21 protein-coding genes, 6 tRNA genes, 2 rRNA genes and 1 pseudogene are annotated in these 25,084 nt (G+C 34.3%); 18 read left to right on the top strand and 12 right to left on the bottom strand.

What is annotated here, in order from left to right; translation table 11 throughout:
• Nucleotides 1–266 precede the first annotated feature (266 nt).
• The 7 genes from trxA (at nt 267) to dut (ending at nt 3,975) form a co-directional block, all read left to right on the top strand.
• Complete coding sequence (gene trxA / locus AB162_RS00790) at nt 267–605, top strand: thioredoxin TrxA (protein WP_053096645.1); 339 nt, start codon at nt 267–269, stop codon at nt 603–605.
• A gap of 211 nt (nt 606–816) precedes the next feature.
• Nucleotides 817–2,076: a transcription termination factor Rho gene (rho, locus tag AB162_RS00785; protein ID WP_053096643.1), complete on the top strand. Its 1,260-nt coding sequence runs from the start codon at nt 817–819 to the stop codon at nt 2,074–2,076.
• Nucleotides 2,077–2,287: 211 nt separating this feature from the next.
• Nucleotides 2,288–2,365 (top strand) — tRNA-Arg (locus tag AB162_RS00780).
• A gap of 72 nt (nt 2,366–2,437) precedes the next feature.
• Nucleotides 2,438–2,513 (top strand) — tRNA-His (locus AB162_RS00775).
• Between the two features lie 21 nt (nt 2,514–2,534).
• A tRNA-Leu gene (locus AB162_RS00770) sits at nt 2,535–2,620 on the top strand.
• A 23-nt stretch (nt 2,621–2,643) separates the two neighbouring features.
• Nucleotides 2,644–2,720: transfer RNA gene (locus AB162_RS00765), tRNA-Pro, on the top strand.
• A 793-nt stretch (nt 2,721–3,513) separates the two neighbouring features.
• Nucleotides 3,514–3,975, top strand: coding sequence for a dUTP diphosphatase (gene dut / locus AB162_RS00755; protein ID WP_053096639.1), 462 nt, complete (start codon nt 3,514–3,516; stop codon nt 3,973–3,975).
• Nucleotides 3,976–3,982: 7 nt separating this feature from the next.
• Here dut and pyrE read toward each other — a convergent pair whose 3' ends face one another.
• Nucleotides 3,983–4,627, bottom strand: a complete 645-nt coding sequence (gene pyrE, locus AB162_RS00750; RefSeq protein ID WP_053096637.1) for an orotate phosphoribosyltransferase — start codon at nt 4,625–4,627, stop codon at nt 3,983–3,985.
• Nucleotides 4,628–4,788: 161 nt separating this feature from the next.
• Between pyrE and AB162_RS00745 the strand changes: the two genes are divergently transcribed.
• From AB162_RS00745 to AB162_RS02975, 4 genes are all read left to right on the top strand, one after another.
• Nucleotides 4,789–5,661 carry a YicC/YloC family endoribonuclease gene (locus tag AB162_RS00745; protein ID WP_053096635.1) on the top strand — a complete coding sequence of 291 codons (873 nt, stop codon included), beginning with the start codon at nt 4,789–4,791 and terminating at the stop codon, nt 5,659–5,661.
• Between the two features lie 81 nt (nt 5,662–5,742).
• A complete protein-coding gene (rpmB, locus tag AB162_RS00740; protein WP_053096633.1) occupies nt 5,743–5,961 on the top strand; it encodes a 50S ribosomal protein L28 in 219 nt (72 codons plus the stop codon).
• Nucleotides 5,962–5,986: 25 nt separating this feature from the next.
• Nucleotides 5,987–6,154 (top strand): 50S ribosomal protein L33, encoded by a 168-nt coding sequence (gene rpmG, locus AB162_RS00735; RefSeq protein WP_053096631.1) that lies wholly within the window; start codon nt 5,987–5,989, stop codon nt 6,152–6,154.
• A 151-nt stretch (nt 6,155–6,305) separates the two neighbouring features.
• Nucleotides 6,306–6,461 (top strand): hypothetical protein, encoded by a 156-nt coding sequence (locus tag AB162_RS02975; protein WP_156213986.1) that lies wholly within the window; start codon nt 6,306–6,308, stop codon nt 6,459–6,461.
• Between the two features lie 364 nt (nt 6,462–6,825).
• Here AB162_RS02975 and coaD read toward each other — a convergent pair whose 3' ends face one another.
• Complete coding sequence (coaD, locus tag AB162_RS00730; protein WP_053096629.1) at nt 6,826–7,314, bottom strand: pantetheine-phosphate adenylyltransferase; 489 nt, start codon at nt 7,312–7,314, stop codon at nt 6,826–6,828.
• Nucleotides 7,315–7,637: 323 nt separating this feature from the next.
• Between coaD and AB162_RS00725 the strand changes: the two genes are divergently transcribed.
• From AB162_RS00725 to pfkA, 4 genes and pseudogenes are all read left to right on the top strand, one after another.
• Nucleotides 7,638–8,057 (top strand): rhodanese-like domain-containing protein, encoded by a 420-nt coding sequence (locus tag AB162_RS00725; RefSeq protein WP_053096627.1) that lies wholly within the window; start codon nt 7,638–7,640, stop codon nt 8,055–8,057.
• A gap of 6 nt (nt 8,058–8,063) precedes the next feature.
• Nucleotides 8,064–8,324: pseudogene (gene grxC, locus AB162_RS02990) on the top strand (glutaredoxin 3).
• Nucleotides 8,325–8,370: 46 nt separating this feature from the next.
• Entirely contained in the window at nt 8,371–9,387 is a 1,017-nt protein-coding gene (gene gpsA, locus AB162_RS00720; RefSeq protein ID WP_053096625.1) for an NAD(P)H-dependent glycerol-3-phosphate dehydrogenase, read from the top strand.
• A gap of 294 nt (nt 9,388–9,681) precedes the next feature.
• A complete protein-coding gene (gene pfkA, locus AB162_RS00715; RefSeq protein WP_053096623.1) occupies nt 9,682–10,644 on the top strand; it encodes a 6-phosphofructokinase in 963 nt (320 codons plus the stop codon).
• A 17-nt stretch (nt 10,645–10,661) separates the two neighbouring features.
• On the opposite strand, the gene tpiA is transcribed toward pfkA, so the two are convergent.
• The 5 genes from tpiA to priA form a co-directional block, all read right to left on the bottom strand.
• Nucleotides 10,662–11,438, bottom strand: coding sequence for a triose-phosphate isomerase (gene tpiA, locus AB162_RS00710; protein WP_053096620.1), 777 nt, complete (start codon nt 11,436–11,438; stop codon nt 10,662–10,664).
• Between the two features lie 377 nt (nt 11,439–11,815).
• Nucleotides 11,816–13,141 carry an HslU--HslV peptidase ATPase subunit gene (hslU, locus tag AB162_RS00705; RefSeq protein ID WP_053096618.1) on the bottom strand — a complete coding sequence of 442 codons (1,326 nt, stop codon included), beginning with the start codon at nt 13,139–13,141 and terminating at the stop codon, nt 11,816–11,818.
• 3 nt (nt 13,142–13,144) lie between these two features.
• Nucleotides 13,145–13,687: an ATP-dependent protease subunit HslV gene (gene hslV / locus AB162_RS00700; protein ID WP_053096616.1), complete on the bottom strand. Its 543-nt coding sequence runs from the start codon at nt 13,685–13,687 to the stop codon at nt 13,145–13,147.
• A gap of 259 nt (nt 13,688–13,946) precedes the next feature.
• The gene (locus AB162_RS00695; RefSeq protein WP_053096614.1) at nt 13,947–14,210 is read right to left on the bottom strand and encodes a hypothetical protein; all 264 of its coding nucleotides are present in this window, start codon (nt 14,208–14,210) and stop codon (nt 13,947–13,949) included.
• Between the two features lie 43 nt (nt 14,211–14,253).
• Nucleotides 14,254–16,455, bottom strand: coding sequence for a primosomal protein N' (gene priA / locus AB162_RS00690; protein ID WP_053096612.1), 2,202 nt, complete (start codon nt 16,453–16,455; stop codon nt 14,254–14,256).
• 102 nt (nt 16,456–16,557) lie between these two features.
• On the opposite strand from priA, the gene rpmE reads away from it, so the two are divergent.
• Nucleotides 16,558–16,776, top strand: coding sequence for a 50S ribosomal protein L31 (rpmE, locus tag AB162_RS00685; protein WP_053096610.1), 219 nt, complete (start codon nt 16,558–16,560; stop codon nt 16,774–16,776).
• A gap of 532 nt (nt 16,777–17,308) precedes the next feature.
• On the opposite strand, the gene trmA is transcribed toward rpmE, so the two are convergent.
• Nucleotides 17,309–18,424, bottom strand: a complete 1,116-nt coding sequence (trmA, locus tag AB162_RS00680; protein WP_053096607.1) for a tRNA (uridine(54)-C5)-methyltransferase TrmA — start codon at nt 18,422–18,424, stop codon at nt 17,309–17,311.
• Nucleotides 18,425–18,619: 195 nt separating this feature from the next.
• On the opposite strand from trmA, the gene glyQ reads away from it, so the two are divergent.
• Nucleotides 18,620–19,549, top strand: coding sequence for a glycine--tRNA ligase subunit alpha (gene glyQ / locus AB162_RS00675; RefSeq protein WP_053096605.1), 930 nt, complete (start codon nt 18,620–18,622; stop codon nt 19,547–19,549).
• Nucleotides 19,546–21,666 carry a glycine--tRNA ligase subunit beta gene (gene glyS / locus AB162_RS00670; RefSeq protein WP_053097362.1) on the top strand — a complete coding sequence of 707 codons (2,121 nt, stop codon included), beginning with the start codon at nt 19,546–19,548 and terminating at the stop codon, nt 21,664–21,666. Before glyQ ends, glyS begins: the two co-directional genes overlap by 4 nt.
• Here the strand turns inward: glyS and AB162_RS00665 are convergent.
• From AB162_RS00665 to AB162_RS00650, 4 genes are all read right to left on the bottom strand, one after another.
• Nucleotides 21,648–21,721 (bottom strand) — tRNA-Trp (locus AB162_RS00665). The genes glyS and AB162_RS00665 overlap by 19 nt on opposite strands.
• Nucleotides 21,722–21,776: 55 nt before the next feature.
• A tRNA-Asp gene (locus tag AB162_RS00660) sits at nt 21,777–21,853 on the bottom strand.
• Nucleotides 21,854–21,888: 35 nt separating this feature from the next.
• A 5S ribosomal RNA gene (rrf, locus tag AB162_RS00655) occupies nt 21,889–22,005 on the bottom strand.
• A gap of 36 nt (nt 22,006–22,041) precedes the next feature.
• Nucleotides 22,042–24,977, bottom strand: a 23S ribosomal RNA gene (locus tag AB162_RS00650).
• Nucleotides 24,978–25,084 lie beyond the last annotated feature (107 nt).

The following is a 25,084-nucleotide window of genomic DNA, read 5'->3' as shown; positions in this document are numbered from 1 at the left end:
AAAATTATTACTACTTCAGCATAAGTAGTATTACTACAAAGCTAGGTTAACTAAGTTTGTAGTTAGTTATAGTCACTATATAACTTGTATTGATAGTCATATCACAAATTATTTTTATTGTTTGTGCTTATGATTTTATCAACTTGTCAACAACATACTATTGATCCTTTCTAAGTTTAGATATAATTAACTATTAACTATTGCATTTATTGTCAGTCATTGATTTAATAGTAGTTAGCGTTATGTTAAGGAGTAACGTAGTAAAAATGAACGAAAATATAATTAATATTAGTAATAATGATTGTTTCGTAACAAATATACTTCAGAAAGAAGGATTATTTCTGGTTGACTTTTGGGCAGAATGGTGTGGTCCATGTAATATGATAGCACCAATAATATCTGAAATCGCTAATGAATTCCAAGGTAAGATTATTGTGGCAAAAGTAAACATAGAAGAAAACCAAGTAATAGCAACAAAGTATGGTATTCGTAGTATTCCAACCTTTTGTTTATTTAGAAATGGAGAAGTAGTAGCAACTAAAGTAGGCGCTTTATCAAAAGGACAACTAAAAAATTTCATTAAAGCACATATTTCATTTATTTAACTTATTACTGTACTTATATTTACTATTTGTTTCTCTATGGGAGAAACATGCTATATGATAAATACTATCATTTAAACTATAAAAAAACAAAAAACTTGCAGTACTGCTTATTAAAATTTAACTACAAAGTTATTTATTAGCCTTAAATAGGCTATTTTTATAAAAAATAACATTAGTGCGATATATACCCCTAGTTTAAGAACCCACCATTATGAACCTTACAGAATTAAAAAATACGCCAGTTTCTGAGTTAGTTATAATCGGCGAGAAGATGGGACTCGAAAACCTAGCCCGCATGCGTAAACAGGATATAATTTTCGCTACGCTTAAGCAACACGCAAAAAGTGGAGAAGATATCTTTGGCGATGGTGTCTTAGAAATTCTGCAAGATGGATTTGGCTTTTTGCGCTCTAGTGATAGTTCCTACCTAGCAGGTCCTGATGATATCTATGTTTCTCCTAGCCAGATTCGCCGTTTTAATCTACGTACTGGCGATACTATTTCTGGCAAAATTAGGCCGCCAAAAGAAAGCGAACGCTACTTTGCTTTGTTGAAGGTAAATGATGTTAACTACGATAAACCAGAAAATTCTCGTAATAAAATTTTGTTCGAAAACCTAACCCCTTTGCATGCTAACGTACGTCTACGTATGGAGCGTGGTAACGGATCTACTGAAGATTTAACCGCTCGTGTACTAGACTTAGCATCCCCTATTGGGCGTGGTCAACGTGGTCTAATAGTAGCGCCACCTAAAGCAGGTAAAACGATGCTAATGCAAAATATTGCGCAAAGTATTACCTACAATTATCCTGATTGCGTGCTGATAGTATTATTAATCGACGAACGTCCAGAAGAAGTTACAGAAATGCAGCGACTAGTAAAAGGTGAAGTAATTGCATCAACATTTGATGAGCCTGCTACACGCCATGTGCAAGTAGCAGAAATGGTTATAGAAAAAGCCAAGCGCCTCGTTGAGCATAAAAAAGATGTAATAATATTATTAGACTCTATAACTCGCTTAGCACGCGCCTATAATACCGTAGTACCTGCCTCAGGAAAAGTTTTGACTGGTGGGGTAGATGCTAATGCCCTACATCGTCCTAAACGTTTTTTTGGTGCTGCGCGTAATATAGAAGATGGTGGTAGCTTAACGATAATTGCTACTGCACTAATTGATACTGGTTCAAAAATGGATGAAGTTATTTATGAAGAATTCAAAGGCACTGGGAATATGGAATTACACTTATCTCGCAAAATTGCTGAAAAACGTGTCTTTCCAGCAATAGACTACAATAGATCAGGTACCCGTAAAGAAGAATTACTTACTACTCAGGAAGAACTACAAAAAATGTGGATTTTACGTAAAATTATTCATCCTATGAGTGAAATTGATGCCATGGAATTTCTTATTAATAAGTTAGCAATGACTAAAACTAATGATGAATTTTTTGATATGATGAAACGCTATTAGCTATTAATTACTTAATATAAGTGAAGTCTTTATTAATATTTGTATTTTGCAAAAAAATAATTAATATTGCACTAACTAACAATTAGTTGAGCTTAATTACTGCGCTAGTCTACTGTTAGCTTATTAGCACTTAGCTTGAAAAACAACTAGACAGTAAGCGTATAAATTCGTACTATCCATCAAAACTAGCCCGTCCAGTTGTTGTTGCTATGCGCTCGTAGCTCAGTTTGGATAGAGCGCTGCCCTCCGGAGGCAGAGGTCTCAGGTTCGAATCCTGTCGGGCGTACCACTTACCACTTTTGTGGTATGCATAAGTTCTTGTATGCTACACTAAAATAAGAATATAATATAAATTTAATTGGTGATTGTAGCTCAGTTGGTAGAGCCCTGGATTGTGATTCCAGTTGTCGTGGGTTCGAGTCCCATCAGTCACCCCAACAATAAGTAAAAGTAATTAAGCGAAGATGGCGGAATTGGGATACGCGCTAGCTTCAGGTGCTAGTTTCTTATCATAGACTTGAGGGTTCAAGTCCCTCTCTTCGCACAGCACAATTAAAATTAACATATCGGCGAGTGGCGCAGCTTGGTAGCGCGACTGGTTTGGGACCAGTAAGTCGGAGGTTCAAATCCTCTCTCGCCGACCAATATTCATATTCAATTTAAATTTTATTTAAATATAAAAATATCAATTAGGTATTAATTAAACTAGAAAATCATGACAGAATCTATATCTACCTACTATTTACTACTTTAGCTAATAGCAGCAAGGCACCTGATACTCCATGAAGTTTACAAGCCAGCAGTATATGGTAACTATGTTGTGCAGCCAGGCTAGATATCTGTCTAAAAAAAATGTTTTTATATACTATAGCACTAGTATATTTCTTACTGTGCTTTTTATCCGTAATCATAGTTCTTAAAAAATTGGTTTTGCTATCGCGCGAGCTGCCGCAGAACGATAAGCACCAGTAACTTACTAACTTTAGTAGCTTGCCCGGTAAAGTGATCTACTCCACTTTGAGTACAGCGTATTGATGTAACTAGTGCATTATAAATACATAAAGTAGTAATGCGTACTGTCAAAATTTTTTATTTGTTGTGCCGTTGTTGTTGATTACAATGTAATAAACTAATATTAAACTTAAAAAAAATTTATATATTTTTGCATACTTAATTTATTTAACAAAAAATATACTATACGTTGTATGATTTTATGCTGACACAAATAATGTTTAAAAATACGCAAAGCAAAAGCTGTTTGATAAAAAGCTATATTTAATTTGCGCTAACGATGTTTCCTGCTGTAACCAATGCTTTCAAAGTTAAAACAATGCATTAAGTATTGTTTTAAAACATGGTAAAATTATGTTAGCCCTAAGCAATCAAACATTAAAACATTGCTTGCTCAAAAACTAATGGACAAAATTATTAGCATATATGAGGAAAAAAATAGAAATTAAAATAATAGACCGTCGTATTGGTGATATATTTCCATTACCAACTTATACCACGCCAGGCTCTGCTGGACTAGATTTACGCGCCTGTATAGATAATACAATAGTCATTGAGCCAGGAAAAACAATTCTTATTCCTACTGGCATAGCTGTACATATCGCTGATACTGGTGTGGCAGGAGTTATTCTCCCTAGGTCTGGACTAGGACATAAGCATGGAATTGTGCTAGGTAATTTAGTAGGGCTAATTGATTCTGATTATCAAGGACAATTAATGGTGTCAGTCTGGAACAGAGGACATAAACTTTTTACTATTGAGCCTAGTGATCGTATAGCTCAGATGGTTTTCGTTCTGATAGTGCAAGTAGATTTTAACCTAGTACCAGTATTCAATACCTGCCCCAGCGAACGCGGTACACATGGCTTTGGTCACTCAGGAAAATAATAAATAATTAAATGCAGTATTGCTTTTGATATGCTAATAATGCAGACAAATTCTCCTTCATCTTACTTGTTATAGTTATATAATAGATTAAATCTTGAATATTAATTATATTCATTACTCTACAATGATAATCACGCTCTAATTCTTTTATAGCTGAAATATCGTCAGAACCTTTCTCCTGTCGATTAAGAGCAATCAAAACTCCAGCAGGAGTAGCATTATGATTTACTATAATATCCATAGATTCACGAATTGCTTTACCAGAAGTAATAACATCATCAACAACAATAATAATTTTTCCCTGTAATTGACTCCCAACTAATATACCGCCTTCACCGTAATTCTTGTTTTCCTTACGATTAAAACAATACGTAACATTACGATGATGATCTACTGCCAAAGAAATTGCAGTAGTTATAGCAATTGGTATCCCTTTATAAGCCGGGCCAAACAATAAATTAAAATATACCTTAGTATCTATGAGCTTCGCAGCATAAATACTGCCTAAAAATGCTAAATCACGCCCTTCGTTAAATAGGCCAGCATTAAAAAAATAAGGACTTATTCTCCCAGATTTTAGGGTAAATTCGCCGAATTGTAATATTTGTTTCTTTAATACATAATCAATAAATTTACGCTTATACTCTTTCACAGACGATATACTCCTTTTCAACTGAAATGTATTCAACTTAAAAAACTTAAGGTATAATTATTAATGCAGCGTATTTTGTATTTATTATTGCGTAAACAGGTTATAATTAATATATACTAGCAACAGTATTAGTTAGAAACGTAGTTATTTATTATATTATTATGATACGTAGTATGACAGCCTTCGCACGGCATGATATTAAAGAACATTGGGGTACTGCTACATGGGAGCTACGTTCTGTTAATCAAAGATATCTAGAAACTTACATACGTGTACCAGAGCAGTTTAGAGGATTAGAATTAACTATTAGAGATCGTATTCGTACCTTACTGACCCGCGGTAGAGTTGAGTGCGACCTATGTATCCATAGTAACTTACAAAGTAAACTAATTTTAAATAAAAAATTAACTAAAACAATAATAAAAGCAGCTCAGTGGGTTAAAAGGCAAAGTAACGAAGGATATATAGATCTTATTGCAATTCTAAGTTGGCCAGGTGTAATTACTTCTGCTATAGAAGAAAAGCAATATATTGATACTATGAGCTTAGATTTGCTGTCTGGTCTTGATACCACGCTAGATTATTTTATTAATGCTCGTGAAAAAGAAGGAATAGCCTTAAAGGCTATGATTGAACAACGTTTAGTTAGTATTAGCTTGGAAATCACAAATATTCGTAAACAAATGCCAGATATTATGGCATGGCAAATAAATAAAATATTAAGTAAGTTGGAAGAAGCAAATGTTAAAATAGACCAAAATCGTCAAGAGCAAGAGTTAGTAATTCTAGCCCAAAAGTTAGATGTATCAGAAGAACTAGATCGTTTAGAAGCACATATAACAGAAACATGCAAGACTATTACTAATAATACAAAAGATGCAGTGGGCCGGCGTCTTGACTTTATGATGCAAGAATTGTACCGTGAATCTAATACTATTGCATCTAAATCTATTAATACTAGTATCACTAAATCAGCAATTGAACTTAAGGTGTTAATTGAACAGATGCGTGAACAGATTCAAAATATTGAATAATATATATAGCTATATGTAATAATTGATAATTATAGTACTACTATTATAATAGTAGGTTTTTTTAGTGAGAAATAAATCCATATGTCCAGAGTATGCCAAGTAACTAGGAAGCGTCCAGTAAGTGGTAATCAAAGATCCTACGCCATGAATGCTACCAAACGTCGTTTTCTACCTAACCTACACTATCATCGTTTTTGGCTTGATAGAGAAAAACGCTTTATAACGCTACGCGTATCAGCTAAAGGTATGCGTACAATAGATAAGAAAGGTATAGAAACTGTTTTGCAGTTAAAAAATTAATTTCATTAAGGAATATAATAGTATTATGGCTAAAGGTGTGAGAGAAAAAATAAAACTAGTTTCTACTGCTGGTACCAAGCACTTTTATACGACCACTAAGAATAAGCGTATCAAAATTAAAAAGCTAGCATTAAAAAAATTTGATCCATTATTACGCAAGCATGTTCTTTACAAAGAAGCTAAACTGAAATAAATATAAAATTATTTTTTATAAAATTTTATAATATGAAGTATAAATTAGCAGCATAGGTATTTAAACTTACTTAGTAGGCTATATTATAAAGCGGGTATAAGTTCGGCATAGGCAGCTGCCACCATAAAAAAATGCAAATATTGATATTATTATGAGTAATTATTATATTATTCGCTATTATGATCCAATAATAAAATTATTGGCCTGGCTTTGGAGTGATAATATCAACCATATTAGTTTACTTGCTAATCTTGGATTAGAGCCTATCAGTAATCCATTTAATTGTAACTGGTTATTTACTAAATAACGTAATAGAAGTACGATAGATAATTAAGCAGTTACTGATGGATAAGTAGGCAGGCAGGCGTTTGAAATATTTATGCTAATGAGGCACTTGTACCTAGTAGTACTTAATATTCATTAAGCGAACCATAAACTATGGTGTTAGCTAATAGTATTAAATATGTATGCGTGCCATTAAGCAAGGTGGTACTACCTACCTTACGTAATTTTTTAAATGGAAAACCAGGATTATTTGTTAATTATTTACAATTATATGGTCGTAGTGGCAAATCTTGTAGCATATGTGGAATAACTATAACAATGGTTACTACAATCGTAGTAGTTTATTTGTTATACATGGTCAACACTAAAAATCAATATCTCAACTATCAAATATTTTTAATTCTTGCCTTAATTTCTTTTGCAATCAAGGCAGGAATCAATTTATCCACGCTACCTCCGTTGAGCGCTACTTCTTTTACTAAAGTTGAGGAAATATAGGACAATGTTTGAGTTGGCATCATAAAAACACTTTCTATACCAGGCATAAAATTACGATTAATGTTCATCATTTGCATCTCAGATTCAAAATCTGAGACTGATCTTAACCCACGTATTATAATGTTTGCCTCTTGTTGTTGTGCAAAATTAGCTATCAAACCTATGAATCCAAGTACCGTTACGTTCGCTAAATTGACTGTTACCTTAATAGCAAGCTCTACCCTTTTATTAAGATCAAATAGTGGTAATTTGCTAGGATTATCTGCGATAGCAAGTATAACTTCATCGAATATCTGCGCTGCACGGGTTACTATATCTAGATGACCGATAGTCAAAGGATCAAATGTACCTGGATATATTGCTTTATTTGTCGTCATATCACTCCTTATTATGATGTTACTTACGTACTACCTTACCTAGTTAGTAGTAGTAAGTACCATCCCATCCATACCATAATATTGCAGGACTGCCTATATGTACAGCTGCTGCTTGCTGAAAAATAATAAATATATATTTTTTTAGTAATAGTAGTTGTTTTTAGCAAAACCAATAGTAAACATTATGCCTTAATATAGTACGATGACTATAATGTAATTTATCTCAGATCATATTACCAGTGCAGTAAATAATTAAAAATCACTATTTTAGTTCTTGGCTATTAGCACATATTTGATATTATCAAAAGGAGTTCTTTGACACTATGCAAGAAATTATGCAATTTATTCATAACCACACTATGTTAGTTATAGTATGGTTTGTATTGTTCATTGCCGTTATATTTGCTACTGTTAATCACTGGTTAACTAATGTTAGAGAAATTACTAGTAGCGAAGCTGTTCGTTTAATAAATAAAGAACATGCTGTTATGATTGATTTACGCAGCAAAGATGATTACCGTCAGGGTCATATTAATAATAGCCTAAATATAGCTGATACAAGTATCAAAGTATGTATAGAAAAATTTAAGCACAGGCCAATAGTATTAATTGGTCATAGAGGGATTACATCTTATAATACTGCTAATAATATGTTCAGAGCAGGATGTAAACGAGTTTATTTGCTGAAAGAAGGCGTAACTGGCTGGTGTACTGATAATTTACCGATAATAAAAGGTAAGTAGTAAATAATGCTTAAAAAAATTAAAATTTATACTAAATTAAATTGTCCCTATTGCTATCGTGCTAAGTTAAGATTAACTAATCATAACTTGCCTGTTGAGGATATCACTATTGATTGAGACATGAACATGCTAGCAGAAATGATGAAGCGTAGTGGTGGTAGTACCACTGTCCCACAGATATTTATTGATGACAAGTATGTTGGTGGTTGTAGTGAGATTGAAAAACTTAATAATAATGGTAAAGTACGTACTTTACTTGAAAAATAAATAAATTTTTAAACTTTATATTTGTTAATTAACAAGTCAATTAATTATGTTACATGCTGCCTCGATAATTATCATCGGTGCAGGTTCTTACGGCACTGCCCTAGCAATCACCCTAGCTCGTAACGGTAATACAGTTTTATTATGGGGACATAATCCAGATCATATTAATGCACTTAAAGCAGCGCGGTGTAATAATATATTATTACCTAATGTCCCATTCCCACCTAATTTATACTTGGAAACATCTTTATCCGTTACGCTCTCAGCTAGTCGTAATGTTCTTATTGTTGTACCAAGTAAGGTATTTGGCAGTGTACTAATGCAAATTAAACCACATTTACGTACTGATGCACGTATTGTCTGGGCTACTAAAGGTTTAGAACACACAACTGGCCGTCTTCTGCAAGAAGTAGCACGAGATATACTAGGCGAAGATATACCTTTGGCAGTAATATCAGGACCTACCTTTGCTAGTGAATTAGCGGCTGGATTACCTACTGCTATCGCATTAGCCGCTACAGATGTTACATTCTGCGCAGACTTACAAAAGTTACTACATTGCGGGAAAAGTTTCAGGGTATACAGCAATATTGATTTGATTGGCGTTCAGTTAGGCGGTGCTATTAAAAATGTTATTGCTATAGGAGCAGGTATTTCTGATGGTATAGGCTTTGGCGCTAATGCGCGCACTGCACTTATAACAAGGGGGTTAGCAGAAATGTCTCGTCTTGGTGCGGCTATGGGTGCAGCACCAATGACTTTTATGGGTATGGCTGGGTTAGGAGACTTAGTATTAACATGTACCGATAATAAGTCCAGAAATCGTCGTTTCGGTCTACTAATTGGGCAGGGGATCGATGTTAATACAGCATATACTAGTATTGGCATGCTTGTAGAGGGTTATGGTAATACTAAAGAGGTACGTAAGCTAGCTAAACGTTATATGGTTGAGATGCCAATTACAGAACAGATATACCAGATTTTGTACAATAATAAAAATACCTATGAGGCAGCATTAACGCTGCTGGGACGTCACTATAAAGATGAGTATTTTCAATACTAAAGTATTGGAGCTGGCGCTAGTACAACAAAAAGCAAGTTATGTTGTAGTTATAATAATGAATTAATTTATGTCCAGCCAATAGCAAGCCCAGCTATTGGCTAAGCTAGTAACAGCAAAAGATAATAATTATCCTCGCTTTAATAAATTTTGTTATTTAATTTAAATTAAAATAAATAAAATTATTTATCACGAAAACCATTATTTACTCTAGTTTTTTAACAAATATTTTTAATACTCATCAACGCATTGCATTATATTATCAATATAGTTTTTTCAGTTAATAGGTAGGTCGTAATGATTAATAAAATAGGCGTTCTAACAAGTGGCGGTGATTCCCCAGGAATGAATGCTGCTATTAGAGGTGTAGTTAGGAGCGGACTTTCAGAAGGATTAGAAGTGTATGGTATTTATGATGGCTACCTAGGATTGTGGCAAGATCGAATTAGGAAGCTAGATAGATATAGTGTATCTGATATCATTAACCGGGGAGGTACTTTTCTTGGATCATCCCGATTTCCTGAATTTTGTGAAGAGTCAATACGAGCTATTGCTATTAATAATATGACCAAATATGGTTTGGGGGCTCTTGTTGTCATCGGCGGAGATGGGTCTTATATAGGCGCTCAACGTATTACAGAAATGGGTTTTCCATGTATTAGCTTACCTGGTACCATTGATAATGATGTGGCTGGAACAGATTACACTATCGGTTATTTTACAGCTTTAGAAACTGTAGTAGAAGCAATTGACCGTTTGCGAGATACTTCTACATCTCATCAACGTATCTCAATAGTAGAAGTTATGGGACGTAATTGTGGTGATCTAACTATGGCAGCTGCAATTGCAGGTGGTTGTGAGTTTATTGTTTTACCTGAGGTAGAATTTAAATCAGAAGATTTGGTGTATGAGATAAAATCTAGTATCGCTAAAGGAAAAAAACATGCTATTGTTGTCATTACAGAATACATTTGTTCTGTCTCAGAACTTGCTATATACCTTGAGAAAGAGACAGGACGCGAAACACGCGCTACTGTTTTAGGTCATATTCAGCGTGGTGGTAATCCAGTAGCATATGATCGTATTCTTGCCTCAAAAATGGGAGCTTACTCTATTGAACTGCTGTTACAGGGGTATGGCGGACGTTGCGTTGGGGTACAGAATGATCGATTAGTACATCATGATATCACTGATACTATTAAAAATAGGAAACGTCCTTTTCGCAGTGATTTACTATCAATAGCACGTAAACTTTTTTAGTTCAAAGTATGTATTAATTATTTTTTTTTATTGCGCACGCAAGCAGCTGTATGAATAATCTGATAGAATATCTCAGCATTAAGCGAGGCTCCGCCTACTAATGCGCCATCAATATCTGGCTGATTGAATAGTTCAGCTGCATTATTAGCATTTACTGAACCTCCGTACTGAATAATAACCTGCTTTGCTACCGATTCATCATGAACACTAATATAGTTACGGATAAAATTATGAATTTTTTGTACATATAAAGGATTAGCGGATTCTCCGGTAGAAATAGCCCAAATAGGCTCATAGGCTATTACTGAATTTTCGAAAGCTTTAGCCCCAATACTATTTAGTATTGCATCAAGCTGGGTAGCGCAGACAGCTTCAGTTTTTGAAGCATTTTTATCAGTTTGGCTTTCTCCGATGCATAAAACAGGAATAAGTCCTTCATTTTTTATAAGAGCAAATTTCTTAGCTATATCTTCATTACTTTCTTTATGGTAGTAACGTCTTTCATAATGACCAATAATAATATATTTTACGCCAATATCTTTTAGCATTTTAGCTGAAATTTCACCAGTAAATGCACCATAAATATTAGTATCGACGTTCTGTGCACATAGCATAATATTGCTATTAGTAGTCATATTATGTTTAGCTATATATAAATATATTATTGGTGGAGCTATAGCAACATCGCAACCAATAACGCTAATTAACTTATTACATAGTCTATTAATGAAAGTAATAACTGTATGTTTATTACCATTTAGTTTCCAGTTTCCAATTACTAAAGGAGTGCGCATATTATTTTATAAATTAATTAATTTTATTAAGCAATATTATTTATATCATTGTTTATAGATAACTGCATATGCATAATAATTACTTTAAAATTAAAATAAAGTCTACCTTTCAAACCAGTTACTACTATTTTACATATTTACATATTAAAAAAGAATAACTAAAATACAAAAATAATAGCCTAAATAATAAATTAAAACCTGCACATAATAATACTATTAAGCTAAAGCGAAAATTAGCAAAGCAAGAAAATATATGCACAACATATAATTTATAAATTATTAATTTAATTTTAAAAAAAAATAATAATATCAATTTATCATTACAGTTATATTTTCTACTACTGTTAATAATCAATCACTGGTGAACTTATTATTTTTTATAAAATAAATCTACTAAAATCTTCATCAGATACTAAGTCATCTAGATGACTACGAACATAATCTGCATCTATAGAAATAGATTGACCATGCCATTCACTAGCATCAAATGATATTTCATCCATTAAACGTTCTAGAACAGTATGTAAGCGCCTAGCCCCTATGTTTTCTGTGCGCTCGTTTACTTGCCACGCTGTTTCGGCAATCCGCTTAATACCATCATCTGTAAATGATATGCTTACACCTTCTGTAGCCATAAGTGCAATATACTGCGTAGTAAGCGAAGCACTTGGTTCAGTAAGAATGAGTTTAAATTCTTCAGGAGTAAGTGCTTTAAGCTCAACACGAATTGGTAGTCTACCTTGTAACTCAGGAATTAGATCTGACGGACTAGCTACCTGAAATGCACCAGAAGCAATGAATAAAATATGATCAGTTTTAACCATACCATGCTTTGTTGATACCGTGCAACCTTCTACTAAAGGTAAAAGATCTCTTTGTACTCCTTCACGGGATACGTCTGGACCAGACACTTCGCCGCGTTTACAGATTTTATCTATTTCATCGATAAATACAATCCCATTTTGCTCAACTGCCTCGATAGCATGCTCTTGAATTTCTTCTTGGTTCATGAGCTTAGCGGCTTCTTCTTCTATTAAGAGTTTCATCGCTTCTTTAATCTTAATTTTTCTAGTTTTTTGCTTTTGACCAGCTAAATGTTTAAACATAGATTGTAATTGATTAGTCATCTCCTCCATGCCTGGAGGAGCCATAATTTCTACTCCTATCGGTACTGATGCAAGATTTATCTCAATCTCTTTTTCATTAAGCTGGCCTTCACGTAGCTTTTTACGAAAATTATGGCGAGTGCTAGACGACTCATTATTACTGTCTTCTATTGTTGGTTTTGGTTGCGGAATTAATACATCAAGTACTCTTTCCTCAGCTCTTTCTTCAGCGCGGAAACGGTTTTGTTCCATAGACTGTAAACGTACCATTTTAACGGCAGCATCAGTCAAATCACGAATAATAGAATCTACTTCTTTACCTACGTAGCCTACTTCTGTGAATTTAGTAGCTTCTACTTTAATAAAAGGAGCATTAGCTAGTTTTGCTAAGCGACGAGCTATTTCTGTCTTACCTACACCTGTAGGGCCAATCATAAGAATATTTTTAGGTGTTACTTCATGACGTAGGGTTTCATCTAGTTGCATACGACGCCAGCGATTACGTAACGCGATGGCTACTGCTCGTTTCGCATTATGCTGGCCGATAATATAGTCATCTAATTCGTTCACTATTTCACGTGGAGTCATTTTAGACATTGTTTAATATCCTTCAGATTTAGACGTTAATTCTTCAATAGTATGGAATTGATTGGTGTAGATGCAGATATCTCCAGCAATATCCAATGATTTTTCAACAATTTCTCTTGCACTTAGTTTAGTATTTTCTAATAAAGCACGAGCAGCCGATTGTGCATAAGGTCCGCCAGAACCAATAGCAATTAGGTCTTTTTCAGGTTGGATTACATCACCTGTCCCAGTAATTATCAGCGAAGCATTTTCGTCAGCTACAGCTAGTAGTGCTTCAAGACGACGTAGCATACGATCAGTCCGCCAGTCTTTGGCTAATTCTACTGCTGCTTTTACCAAATGTCCTTGATATCTTTCTAGTTTACGTTCAAATAATTCGAATAAAGTTAAAGCATCTGCAGTACCGCCAGCAAACCCGGCGATTACTTTGTCATTATAATACAGTCTACGTACTTTACGTACGTTACCTTTCATTACAGTATTACCTAGAGTAGCTTGGCCATCACCACCAATCACCACATTACTATTACGACGTACGCTGACGATTGTTGTCACTAGCAACTCCTTTTATAATAAATAAAAAAATTAAAAACTACGCTTAACCTAATAGGTTCAGTTAATATTAAATTGGGGATGATTTACGGTTTTCAACCCTAATATGCAATGGTTATTAAATTATTTAATGAGAAATAATATTTTATTTAGACTATAAAAGTCTCATTAAATTATATTTATACATAGGTGTTTATTTAATTTTCTTAAAAAGAAATAAAATTCAATTTTATTTGGGGATTTATTATTATTTTTATTTTATTTATCTTTTTTCTAGTTCACTAATATAACGCCAGCGTTCCTCTAGTTCTAATTTATTGGTATTATCTTTTATAGTGGTACTGTTTTTAGTTTTTTTAATAACTGATTTTTCTAATTTATTATTTACTCTAAAAAAATAGAGATCGCTGAAACAAACAATAAATAATCCCAGTAATATTATAGTAATATATTTAATATTTTTGTTTTTTTTATGCCTAGTACGAGAATAGTACTTTACACTATATACATAGTCTTTTTTTATCAATGTTTTTTTATAAATTTAGTTAATCACATATAACTATATAGTATCAGCTGTCTATAGGATCAACATCTATAGACCATTTTACTTTACGTGCTTGATAAGTTGTTCCTACTAATGGAACAATATTTTTCACAATTAGCTGCAATTTGATTCGCAATGGATGTGACAATAATAGTTGCCAACGAAACCTACCACTACGCTTTGGTACTAATGCTGGTATAGGTCCTATTAGTAATAAATTTTCATCTTTATGCGTATTATTTAACAAGTGTCTCACTTGGTCTAGAAATAATCTAGCATTTTTATTGTTATGATCTTCAGCGCGAAACATTATATGACTGGTATAAGGTGGTAAGTTAGCCTGTCTACGTTCTTCTAACATCGTTCTGGCAAAGTCTATATAGCTATAACTCATTAGTTTCTGTAGTAGTGGATGCTCAGGATAATGGGTTTGTAATAAAACTTCTCCTTGTTTACCAGCTCTACCAGCGCGACCTGATACCTGAGTATAAAGTTGAGCAAATCTCTCGGCAGCGCGAAAATCTCTAGAAAATAGCGCTCCGTCTACATTTAATAATGATACTAAAGTTACTTCTGGAAAATGATGCCCTTTTGCTAGCATTTGCGTACCTATTAAAATACGCTCACCACCACTATTCACTTGGGATAAAAACAATTCCAGTGATCCTTTAGGTGCAGTAGTATCACGATCTATGCGTGTCACAGGAACGTTAGGAAATTTACTTAATAGAGCCTCTTCAATTTGCTCTGTGCCTACACCTACTGGTATAAGCTGAGTAGAACCGCATTGTAAACATTGATATGATACTGGGAGCTTACTATCACAGTGATGACATCGTAACTGACGTGTTTTCTGATGAACAGTATAGTAGTGATCACACCGCTTACACTCGGCTATCCAACCGCATTCATGACATAGTAGTACAGGAGCAAACCCGCGTCTATTAAGAAATAGCATCACCTGGTTACCTGCTTCTAAGTGCAGTCTCATTTTGTTTATTAGTTCTATTGATAATCCATTAGTTAGTTGCTTGCCTTTTAAATCTATTAATTGCTGATTTGCTAGTTTTGCTTTTCCAACACGATTTTCTAGCGTTAATTGACGGTATTTTTTTTGTTTTACATTATAAAGTGTCTCTAAAGCTGGCGTAGCTGTCCCAAGGATAATTGGGACATTTTCCTCGCGAGCTAATACTACTGCTAGATCACGAGCGTTATAACGCCAGCCATCATGCTGCTTATATGAGCAATCATGTTCTTCGTCTATAACTATTATACCTAATTTAGCAAAAGGACTGAATAGTGCAGAGCGTGTACCAATAACAATGGCACTTTTTCCACACCGTACTTTATGCCAGACCGTGAACTTGTCTTTTTCATTTATACCAGAATGTAATACTTCTACCGGAGCATGGAAACGCTCACGAAATCTAGCAATAGTTTGCGGAGTTAGGCTAATTTCTGGTACTAGGACTAAAGCCTGTTTACCTTTTAAGATAATATTTTCTAGTACTTTAATATATACTTCTGTCTTACCTGCTCCTGTGACACCAGCTAGTAACCAAACAATATATTGCTCATTATGGCTATTAATAGCACAAACAGCAGTTGCCTGCTCATTATTAAGTATTAATTGCTCACTATTTCTCCTCAATATAGGCCGCCAGTAATCGTCGGATTCATCACAAATATTTGCACTTAATTTACATAATCCTTTAGTACGTAGCGTCTGTAGGGTCGCATGATCTAGTTGTACCTCTTTTAATTTATGCCGATATAACGGCCTACTAAGTAGTAAGATTAGCGCTTTTTTTTGCTTAGGAGCATGCGTCAGACTATTTGGTAAAGTAAGACTGCCTTTTTTTGTTAAACACCATTGCAATATGGGCGCATTTTCTATTTGTTTACCTTTGCGAATCAGCATAGGTAATGAGTGAAATAAAACTTTACCAACTGGATAGTGATAATAACTAATCGACCAAATCAAAAAACGCCATAATCTATCAGAAAATATAGACTTTCTATCTATTACTTCAGTTACTAATTTAATATTATCTAGTTTTATATTTATACTTGTATTTATTGCGGTAATAATACCAATAACCTGGCGCTTCCCGAATGGAACACGTACTCTACCTCCGACTACAGCTTGATTTAAGTTATCAGGTAGTAAATAATAGAAAGTTGTGATTAGCGGCATAGGTAGAGCAACGTTAACAACTAGCATTTTCTGGTCTCATATACAGAGTATATAGTAATATTATATTATTACTAATAATAAATCATCAGATTACTGACAAAAATATACACAGCTAAAAGGTTTTTTAATATGAAAAAAAATATACACCCAAAATACTTTAAAATTACCGCAATATGTTCTTGTGGTAATATTATTAATAACTATTCTACTGTCAACCAAGATTTGAACTTAGACGTATGTAGTGCTTGCCATCCTTTTTACACAGGTAAACAAAGGATAATAAATACTGGCGGTCGTGTTGAACGTTTTAATAAGCGTTTTAGCATGTTACTTGGTAACAATAAATAAATAAAAGTCATTTTCCATTAAATAAAAATTCTATATCTTGTGCTGTTTAAAACAGCAATTTTATAAATAAATGAAAATTTAAAGCATAATAATTACTAATTATGGAATTGCATAGTTTTTTTTATAAGATCTATCGATCAAAGCATGCATGTATGATATATAAATTATTAATATTGGATCAAAACTAGCATCATAACATTATATTATATAATCAATTATTAATAACATATAAAATTTTTTAATTTAAGCTGTATTGATAAATATCAATTTAATTTAGTTATTTTGTATATAAATATTTTATTTTAATAAAGTTTATACAAACTAATATTATTTTAGTATAGGTAATGCTATGTATGATGCATAATAATGTACTTATAACTATAAATATAAGTATATATACATTATCTTTGTTTTTTAGCAGCTGGTATTGATATTTAAATATTATTAATTTGGCCAGTGTTTCATTATAAACAACTACAGCTTGTTGTAGCCGCTGTTACTAAATATATATATACCGTACTAGGAGTACGTTCTAAAATAAAATTTTCTTTTTTACAAGAATAACACCACATTCTATATGGTTAGTATAAGGAAATTGATCAAATAAAGCTATATTTTCTATGTTATGCGTCACAGTAAGAGTGACTAGATCACGGCACAATGATTCAGGATTACAGGATATATAAATTATTTTAGGATAATTCTGTACTAGATTATTTGTATAATCATCTAGTCCACACCGTGGTGGATCAAGAAAAACTGTATTGCATTGATAATTATCTATAGATACATTATTCATTCTTTTAAAAGTACGTACACCTTTTATTAATTTAGTAAATTCAGCTACAGACATACGTATTATTTGAACATTATCTATGTTATTTACCATAATATTATGTTGCGCTAAATTAACTGACTGTTTTGCTATTTCTATGGCTAATATTTTTGCAAAATTACGAGATAGTGCTAATGAAAAGTTACCATTTCCACAGTATAATTCTAGTAAATCTCCCTGTGCTTCTATAGTTAATGATAATACCCAATCTAGCATCTTAATATTAATTCCAGTATTTGGTTGAGTAAATATATTATCTATTTGCCGGTAATTTAGTACTATTCCTGAAACCGTAATATATTCTTCTACATAATCATAATTAATGCAAATTTTAGTTTTAGCTGATCTGCCAATAATATTAATCTTATAACCAAGGTTAAATAAATTTTCAAGCAGCATAGATGCATGATTGCGCCATTCTTTTGTTTCTATAGATCTATGATAAATAAGAGTAATTAAGGCTTCACCACTAGTAGTAGTCAGATACTCTATTTGAAATAATTTTGTTCTTAACACAATATCATTTTGTACAGCAGTAATAATATAACTCATAAGTTCGTTCATTAGCATACTACCTGCCATGAAATAGTTTACACGTATGCGTTGTTTGGTCTGTTGATCAAAAATAATATGAAACAGTTGATCATTATCATGCCAAACACGAAATTCTGCGCGCATGCGGTAATGTATCGGTTCTGAAGCAAATATTTTGATATTAGGAGCATTAAAATTTGCCATCATTTTCTGCAAACGTATCGCTTTTTCTTGTAATTGCCGATTATAATCTGCGACTGGTAGTATAGCTGGAGTCATTTATTTTAAATGAAGTTATTGATTTTAATTAGACAAAATCATATTTAATTTAATTTTAATAAATTTAAATCATTAAATAATCAAAATTATTAATTATTAATTTATATTTTTAATATATATTAAATTTATTTTCTAAATTATATGAAATAATATTAAATAATTAGTTTTTATTGTTATTTATTGATTATCTCTCCAATGAGGCATACGTATATTTCTAATACTTTTCAGAGCATTATTCTCAAGCTTCAGGATTACTGGGCACGCTATGGTTGTACTATTATCCAACCAATAGATATTGAGGTTGGAGCTGGTACTTCACATCCTATGACATGCTTACGAGCTTTAGGTCCAGAGCCTATTGCTGCTGCTTATGTTCAACCATCTAGACGTCCAACGGATGGACGTTATGGGGAAAATCCAAATCGTTTACAGCACTATTATCAATTTCAGGTAATATTAAAACCATCACCAGAAAATATACAAGAATTATATCTCAATTCTCTAATAATATTAGGGTTAGATCTAACAATTAATGATCTTCGTTTTGTTGAAGATAATTGGGAAAATCAGACTTTAGGTGCTTGGGGATTAGGTTGGGAAGTATGGATTAATGGTATGGAAGTTACTCAACTGACTTATTTTCAACAAGTTTGTGGTATGGAGTGTCAATTAATTACAGGTGAGATTACTTATGGCCTAGAACGTATAGCTATGTCTTTACAAAATATTGACAATGTTTATGATCTGATATGGAATGAAGGTATATTCGGCTCTATTACATATGGTGATCTTTGCCATCAAAATGAAATTGAGCAGTCAACTTATAATTTTGAATCTGCTGACGTTGATTTTTTGTTTAGTTGTTTTGAAAAATATGAACAAGAGGCTAAGAATATTCTAGCACTAGATACACCACTTTCATTGCCAGCTTACGAATGTATTCTCAAAGCAGCACATAATTTTAATATGCTAGATGCTCGTCAGGCTATTTCTGTTACAGAAAGACAGTACTATATTTTTAGGTTAAGGAAACTTACAAAAGCTGTTGCAAAAGAATACTATGCTTATCGTAAGTTGCTTGGTTTTCCTCAATGTAATAATAACAAAGTTCATAAGAATCTATGAAAAAACATAATTTTTTAGTAGAAATAGGTACTGAAGAGTTACCAGCTAAAATTTTACGTAAATTAGCACAGGATTTTGCAGCAAAATTTAGTTCTGAACTATCTGACGCTCGTATCAGCTACAATGAAATAAAATGGTTTGCTACTCCGCGTCGTCTAGCACTAAAAGTGATTAGTATTAATAGCGTTCAGTCTGATAGTTATATTGAGAAAATAGGCCCTGCTATTAGTAATTCTTTTGATCAAAAAGGTAACCCAACTAAAGCTGCGATAGGTTGGGCAAAATTTTGCGGTATCAATTTAAATCAAGCAGAACGTATGTCTACGCATAAAGGAGAGTGGCTAGTTTATAGATATCGAGTGATAGCTAAGCCAGTCAAGTCGCTACTATGCAATATAGTTAGTAATACATTAGCTAAATTAGCTTTACCTAATACCATGCGATGGGGTACAAAAGATTATAAGTTTATTCGCCCTGTGCGTACTGTTACATTACTACTAGATGATGAGGTAATTACCGGTACAATTATGGGTATTGTCTCTGATCGTATTATTCGTGGACATCGCTTTATGGGTGAAAATGAAATTATATTATTAAACGCTGATTGCTATCCTAAGGTTCTTTTAGAACGTGGACGAGTAGTAGCGGACTATGAAATTCGTAAGAACATGATTCTTAGTAATGCAGAAAATTTAGCAAAAACAATAGGAGGTTTTGTCGATATCAATGATAATATATTAGAAGAAATTACTTCTTTAGTTGAATGGCCGATTGTTCTTATTGCTAGTTTTGATACTAAATTTTTAAAAATTCCTACTGAAGCACTCGTTTATACGATGATAATGAATCAAAAATATTTTCCAATATATGATGCTACCACTAAACAAATTTTACCAAAATTTATTTTTGTTGCTAATATCGAGTCAAAAAATACACAACAGGTTATTTCTGGTAATACAAAAGTTATTCTGTCTCGTCTAGCAGATACCGAATTTTTCTTTAACACCGATAGAAAAAATAGGTTAATCGATAACTTATCTCTTTTAGATACTGTAATATTTCAGGCACAACTTGGGACTTTACGTGATAAGAGTCTTCGTATTGAAGTATTAGCTAGTTGGATTGCAAAGAGAATTTCTACTGAATCTACTGACGTAGAACAGGCATCACGTGCTGGTTTATTATCTAAATGTGATTTAATTACTAATATGGTATTTGAATACCCTGAAATTCAGGGCATTATTGGGATGCACTATGCTCTGCTAGATGGGGAAAATGAAAACGTAGCACTAGCACAAAAAGAACAATATATGCCACGTTTTTCTGGAGATAAATTACCGACAACATTAGTGTCGTGCGCTGTTGCCATTGCTGATAAAATGGATACATTAGTTGGTATGTTTGGTATTAGTCAGCATCCTAAGAAAAATAAAGATCCATTAGCCCTACGACGTGCTGCAATAAGTATAATACGTATTATCATAGAAAAAAAATTACCTTTAGATTTACAATCATTAACAATAGAAGCTGTTTTTTTATATAATAAAAAACTAACTAATAATCAAGTAATAAATGAAGTAATAAATTTTATGTTTAATCGTTTATGCTCATGGTATAGTAAACATGGTTATAGTACTGATACTATAAATTCCGTAGTAGCACTAAAGCCTATGAAGCCAGTAGACTTTGATGCGCGAATACGTGCTGTTAGTTATTTCAGTCAGCTTCAATCTGCTGATATTATAATCGCAATACATAAAAGAATTTCTAATATTATAGAAAAATCCAAAATAAAAATTTATGGTAATGTAGAAATTCAACTTCTGCAGGAGCAAGAAGAAATAACACTGATGAATTATCTAGTAAAATTAAATAATTTAATACAACCATATTTTTTAACATACCATTATCAAGAGGCCCTAATACAATTAGTGTCTATAAGAGAGATAATAAATAATTTTTTTGACAAAATTTTTATTATGACTGAAAAACAAGAATTACGTATTAATAGATTAAATTTACTTTTTAAAGTACGTCAATTATTTTTACAAGTAGCTGATTTTTCTCTTTTAAATGGTAACTTTAAAACCAAAAATTGCAGGGGTGAAGAGATTTGAACTCCTAACTTCCGGTTTTGGAGACCGGTGCTCTACCAAATTGAACTACACCCCTATAATAAATAATAAGCAGCAAAAGTAAAGCACGCTTTGCTGTTTTAGTGTTGGCGTGGCGGTGCGGACGGGATTCGAACCCGCGACCTCCGGCGTGACAGGCCGATATTCTTACCAACTGAACTACCGCACCATACATAAAAATATAATAATAACATAAATAAAATTACCTGGCAGTTTCCTACTCTCACATGAAAACAAGTTCATACTACCATCGGCGCTACGATATTTCACTTCTGAGTTCGGCATGGTATCAGGTGGGGCTACCGCGCATTTACCGCCAGGTAAATATTTTAAATTTAAAAATATTTTAGGTGTTGCAAGGTTAAGTCTCACGGGTCATTAGTATCAGTTAGCTCAACGCCTCACAGCGCTTACACATCTGACCTATCAACGTTATCGTCTTTAACGTCCCTTTAGGAGGTTTTTACCTCAGGGAAGACTCATCTTGAGGCAAGTTTCCCACTTAGATGCTTTCAGCGGTTATCTTTTCCGCACGTAGCTACCGGGCAATGCCATTGGCATGACAACCCGAACACCAGCGGTGCGTCCACTCCGGTCCTCTCGTACTAGGAGCAGCCCCTCTCAATCTTCCAACGCCCATGGCAGATAGGGACCGAACTGTCTCACGACGTTCTAAACCCAGCTCGCGTACCACTTTAAATGGCGAACAGCCATACCCTTGGGACCTACTTCAGCCCCAGGATGTGATGAGCCGACATCGAGGTGCCAAACACCGCCGTCGATATGAACTCTTGGGCGGTATTAGCCTGTTATCCCCGGAGTACCTTTTATCCGTTGAGCGATGGCCCTTCCATTTAGAACCACCGGATCACTAAGACCTGCTTTCGCATCTGCTTGAATCGTCACTCTTGCAGTTAAGCTAGCTTATGCCTTTGCACTAACCTTACGATATCTAACCGTAATTAGCTAACCTTTGTGCTCCTCCGTTACTCTTTGGGAGGAGACCGCCCCAGTCAAACTACCCACCAGACACTGTTCTCAGTCCGGATAACGGACTAGAGTTAGAATATCAAACATTAAAGGGTGGTATTTCAAGGACGGCTTTATGTAGATTTTAGTCTACATTAAAAGCCTCCCACCTATCCTACACATTAAAGCAAAATATTCAGTATCAAGCTATAGTAAAGGTTCACGGGGTCTTTCCGTCTTGCCACGGGTATACCGCATCTTCACGGCAAATTCAATTTCACTGAGTCTCGGGTAGAGACAGTCTGGCCATCATTACGCCATTCGTGCAGGTCGGAACTTACCCGACAAGGAATTTCGCTACCTTAGGACCGTTATAGTTACGGCCGCCGTTTACCGGGGCTTCGATCAAGAGCTATTTACTCTATCAATTAACCTTCCGGCACCGGGCAGGCGTCACACCGTATACGTCCACTTTCGTGTTTGCACAGTGCTGTGTTTTTAATAAACAGTTGCAGCCAGCTGGTATCTGCGACTGACTTCAGCGTTAGGAGTAAATCCTATAACTTACATGTCAGCGTGCCTTCTTCCGAAGTTACGGCACCATTTTGCCTAGTTCCTTTACCCGAGTTCTCTCAAGCGCCTTAGTATTCTCTACATGACTACCTGTGTCGGTTTGAGGTACGATTCTATATAATCTTAAGCTTAGAGGCTTTTCTTGGAAATATAGCATTAATCCCTTTATCATCGAAATGATTTTGTCATCACGCCTTAGTGTTATAGAAAAGTGGATTTGCCTGCTTTTCTCACCTACACGCTTAAACCAGAACAACCGTTCTCTGGCGGACCTAGCTTTTTTCGTCCCCCCTTCGCAATTATATAAAGTACAGGAATATTAACCTGTTTCCCATCGACTACGCCTTTCGGCCTCGCCTTAGGAGTCGACTTACCCTGCTCCGATTACCGTTGAACAGGAACCCTTAGTCTTTCGGCGAGCGGGTTTTTTACCCGCTTTATCGTTACTTATGTCAGCATTCGCACTTCTGATACCTCCAGAAAATTTTACAACTTTCCTTCACAGGCTTACAGAACGCTCCCCTACCCAACAAATTATTTTTATTTAATATAAAAATTATTTTGCTGCCGCAGCTTCGGTGCATAATTTAGCCCCGTTACATTTTCCGCGCAGGCCGACTCGACCAGTGAGCAATTACGCTTTCTTTAAATGATGGCTGCTTCTAAGCCCACATCCTGGTTGTTTATGACTTCCCACATCGTTTTCCACTTAACTATGACTTAGGGACCTTAGCTGGCGGTCTGGGTTGTTTCCCTTTTCACGATGGACGTTAGCACCCATCGTGTGTCTCCCGTGATAACATTCTTTAGTATTCTTAGTTTGCATTGGTTTAGTAATCCAATTTGGACCCCTAGCCGAAACAGTGCTTTACCCCCAAAGATGAATTCACGAGGCGCTACCTAAATAGCTTTCGGGGAGAACCAGCTATCTCCCGGTTTGATTGGCCTTTCACCCCTAGCCACAAGTCATCCGCTAATTTTTCAACATTAGTCGGTTCGATCCTTCAGTTAGTGTTACCTAACCTTCAATCTGCTCATGGCTAGATCACCGGGTTTCGGGTCTATATCCTGCAACTTAACGCCCAGTTAAGACTCGGTTTCCCTTCGGCTCCCCTATTCGGTTAACCTTGCTACAGAATATAAGTCGCTGACCCATTATACAAAAGGTACGCAGTTACATCATAACAATAACTTATCATGCTTCTACTGCTTGTACGTATACGGTTTCAGGTTCTATTTCACTCCCCTTACCGGGGTTCTTTTCACCTTTCCCTTACGGTACTAGTTCACTATCGATCAGTCAGTAGTATTTAGCCTTGGAGGATGGGCCCCCCATCTTCAGACAAGATACCACGTGTCTCGTCCTACTTTTTGAGTTCACAGAATAAATAACTTTAAATACAGGGCTATCACCTTATATTGCTGGACTTTCCAGACCATTTTTCTGATATTTATACTGCTGATAACTCTAGGCTGTTCCCCGTTCGCTCGCCACTACTAAGGGAATCTCAGTTGATTTTTTTTCCTCAGGATACTTAGATGTTTCAGTTCTCCTGGTTTGCTTTATTAAGCTATGAATTTACTTAATAATGATGCATTATAATTGCTTATTGCTGCATCAGGTTTTCCTATTCGGAAATCGTCGGTTGATAATGCTTCCTATCAGCTTACCGACGCTTTTCGCAGATTAGCACGTCCTTCATCGCCTCTGACTGTCTAGGCATCCACCGTATACGCTTATTCACTTAACCTTACAACCCTAAAATATTTTTTAGCTTATTATATTATAAAGTATAGTAGCTAAGATATAAAATTAAGATTTATATTATTGATTTTTTAATTGTTAAAGAACAATACT

The sequence above is a fragment of the Candidatus Palibaumannia cicadellinicola genome, assembly GCF_001269425.1.
Lineage (GTDB): Bacteria > Pseudomonadota > Gammaproteobacteria > Enterobacterales > Enterobacteriaceae > Baumannia > Baumannia cicadellinicola_A.
Note: the sequence above shows the minus strand (reverse complement) of the source record. Positions and strands in the feature narration are given on the sequence as shown.

Excerpts from the sequence above, each read along its gene's own strand:
- glyS (WP_053097362.1), top strand. The coding sequence starts at position 19,546 with ATGAAAAAACATAATTTTTTAGTAGAAATAGGTACTGAAGAGTTACCA.
- hslU (WP_053096618.1), bottom strand. The coding sequence starts at position 13,141 with ATGTCTAAAATGACTCCACGTGAAATAGTGAACGAATTAGATGACTAT.
- rpmG (WP_053096631.1), top strand. The coding sequence starts at position 5,987 with ATGGCTAAAGGTGTGAGAGAAAAAATAAAACTAGTTTCTACTGCTGGT.
- rho (WP_053096643.1), top strand. The coding sequence starts at position 817 with ATGAACCTTACAGAATTAAAAAATACGCCAGTTTCTGAGTTAGTTATA.
- AB162_RS02975 (WP_156213986.1), top strand. The coding sequence starts at position 6,306 with ATGAGTAATTATTATATTATTCGCTATTATGATCCAATAATAAAATTA.
- AB162_RS00745 (WP_053096635.1), top strand. The coding sequence starts at position 4,789 with ATGATACGTAGTATGACAGCCTTCGCACGGCATGATATTAAAGAACAT.
- gpsA (WP_053096625.1), top strand. The coding sequence starts at position 8,371 with ATGTTACATGCTGCCTCGATAATTATCATCGGTGCAGGTTCTTACGGC.
- trxA (WP_053096645.1), top strand. The coding sequence starts at position 267 with ATGAACGAAAATATAATTAATATTAGTAATAATGATTGTTTCGTAACA.
- priA (WP_053096612.1), bottom strand. The coding sequence starts at position 16,455 with ATGCTAGTTGTTAACGTTGCTCTACCTATGCCGCTAATCACAACTTTC.
- trmA (WP_053096607.1), bottom strand. The coding sequence starts at position 18,424 with ATGACTCCAGCTATACTACCAGTCGCAGATTATAATCGGCAATTACAA.
- dut (WP_053096639.1), top strand. The coding sequence starts at position 3,514 with ATGAGGAAAAAAATAGAAATTAAAATAATAGACCGTCGTATTGGTGAT.
- rpmB (WP_053096633.1), top strand. The coding sequence starts at position 5,743 with ATGTCCAGAGTATGCCAAGTAACTAGGAAGCGTCCAGTAAGTGGTAAT.
- AB162_RS00725 (WP_053096627.1), top strand. The coding sequence starts at position 7,638 with ATGCAAGAAATTATGCAATTTATTCATAACCACACTATGTTAGTTATA.
- tpiA (WP_053096620.1), bottom strand. The coding sequence starts at position 11,438 with ATGCGCACTCCTTTAGTAATTGGAAACTGGAAACTAAATGGTAATAAA.
- coaD (WP_053096629.1), bottom strand. The coding sequence starts at position 7,314 with ATGACGACAAATAAAGCAATATATCCAGGTACATTTGATCCTTTGACT.
- rpmE (WP_053096610.1), top strand. The coding sequence starts at position 16,558 with ATGAAAAAAAATATACACCCAAAATACTTTAAAATTACCGCAATATGT.
- glyQ (WP_053096605.1), top strand. The coding sequence starts at position 18,620 with ATGAGGCATACGTATATTTCTAATACTTTTCAGAGCATTATTCTCAAG.
- pfkA (WP_053096623.1), top strand. The coding sequence starts at position 9,682 with ATGATTAATAAAATAGGCGTTCTAACAAGTGGCGGTGATTCCCCAGGA.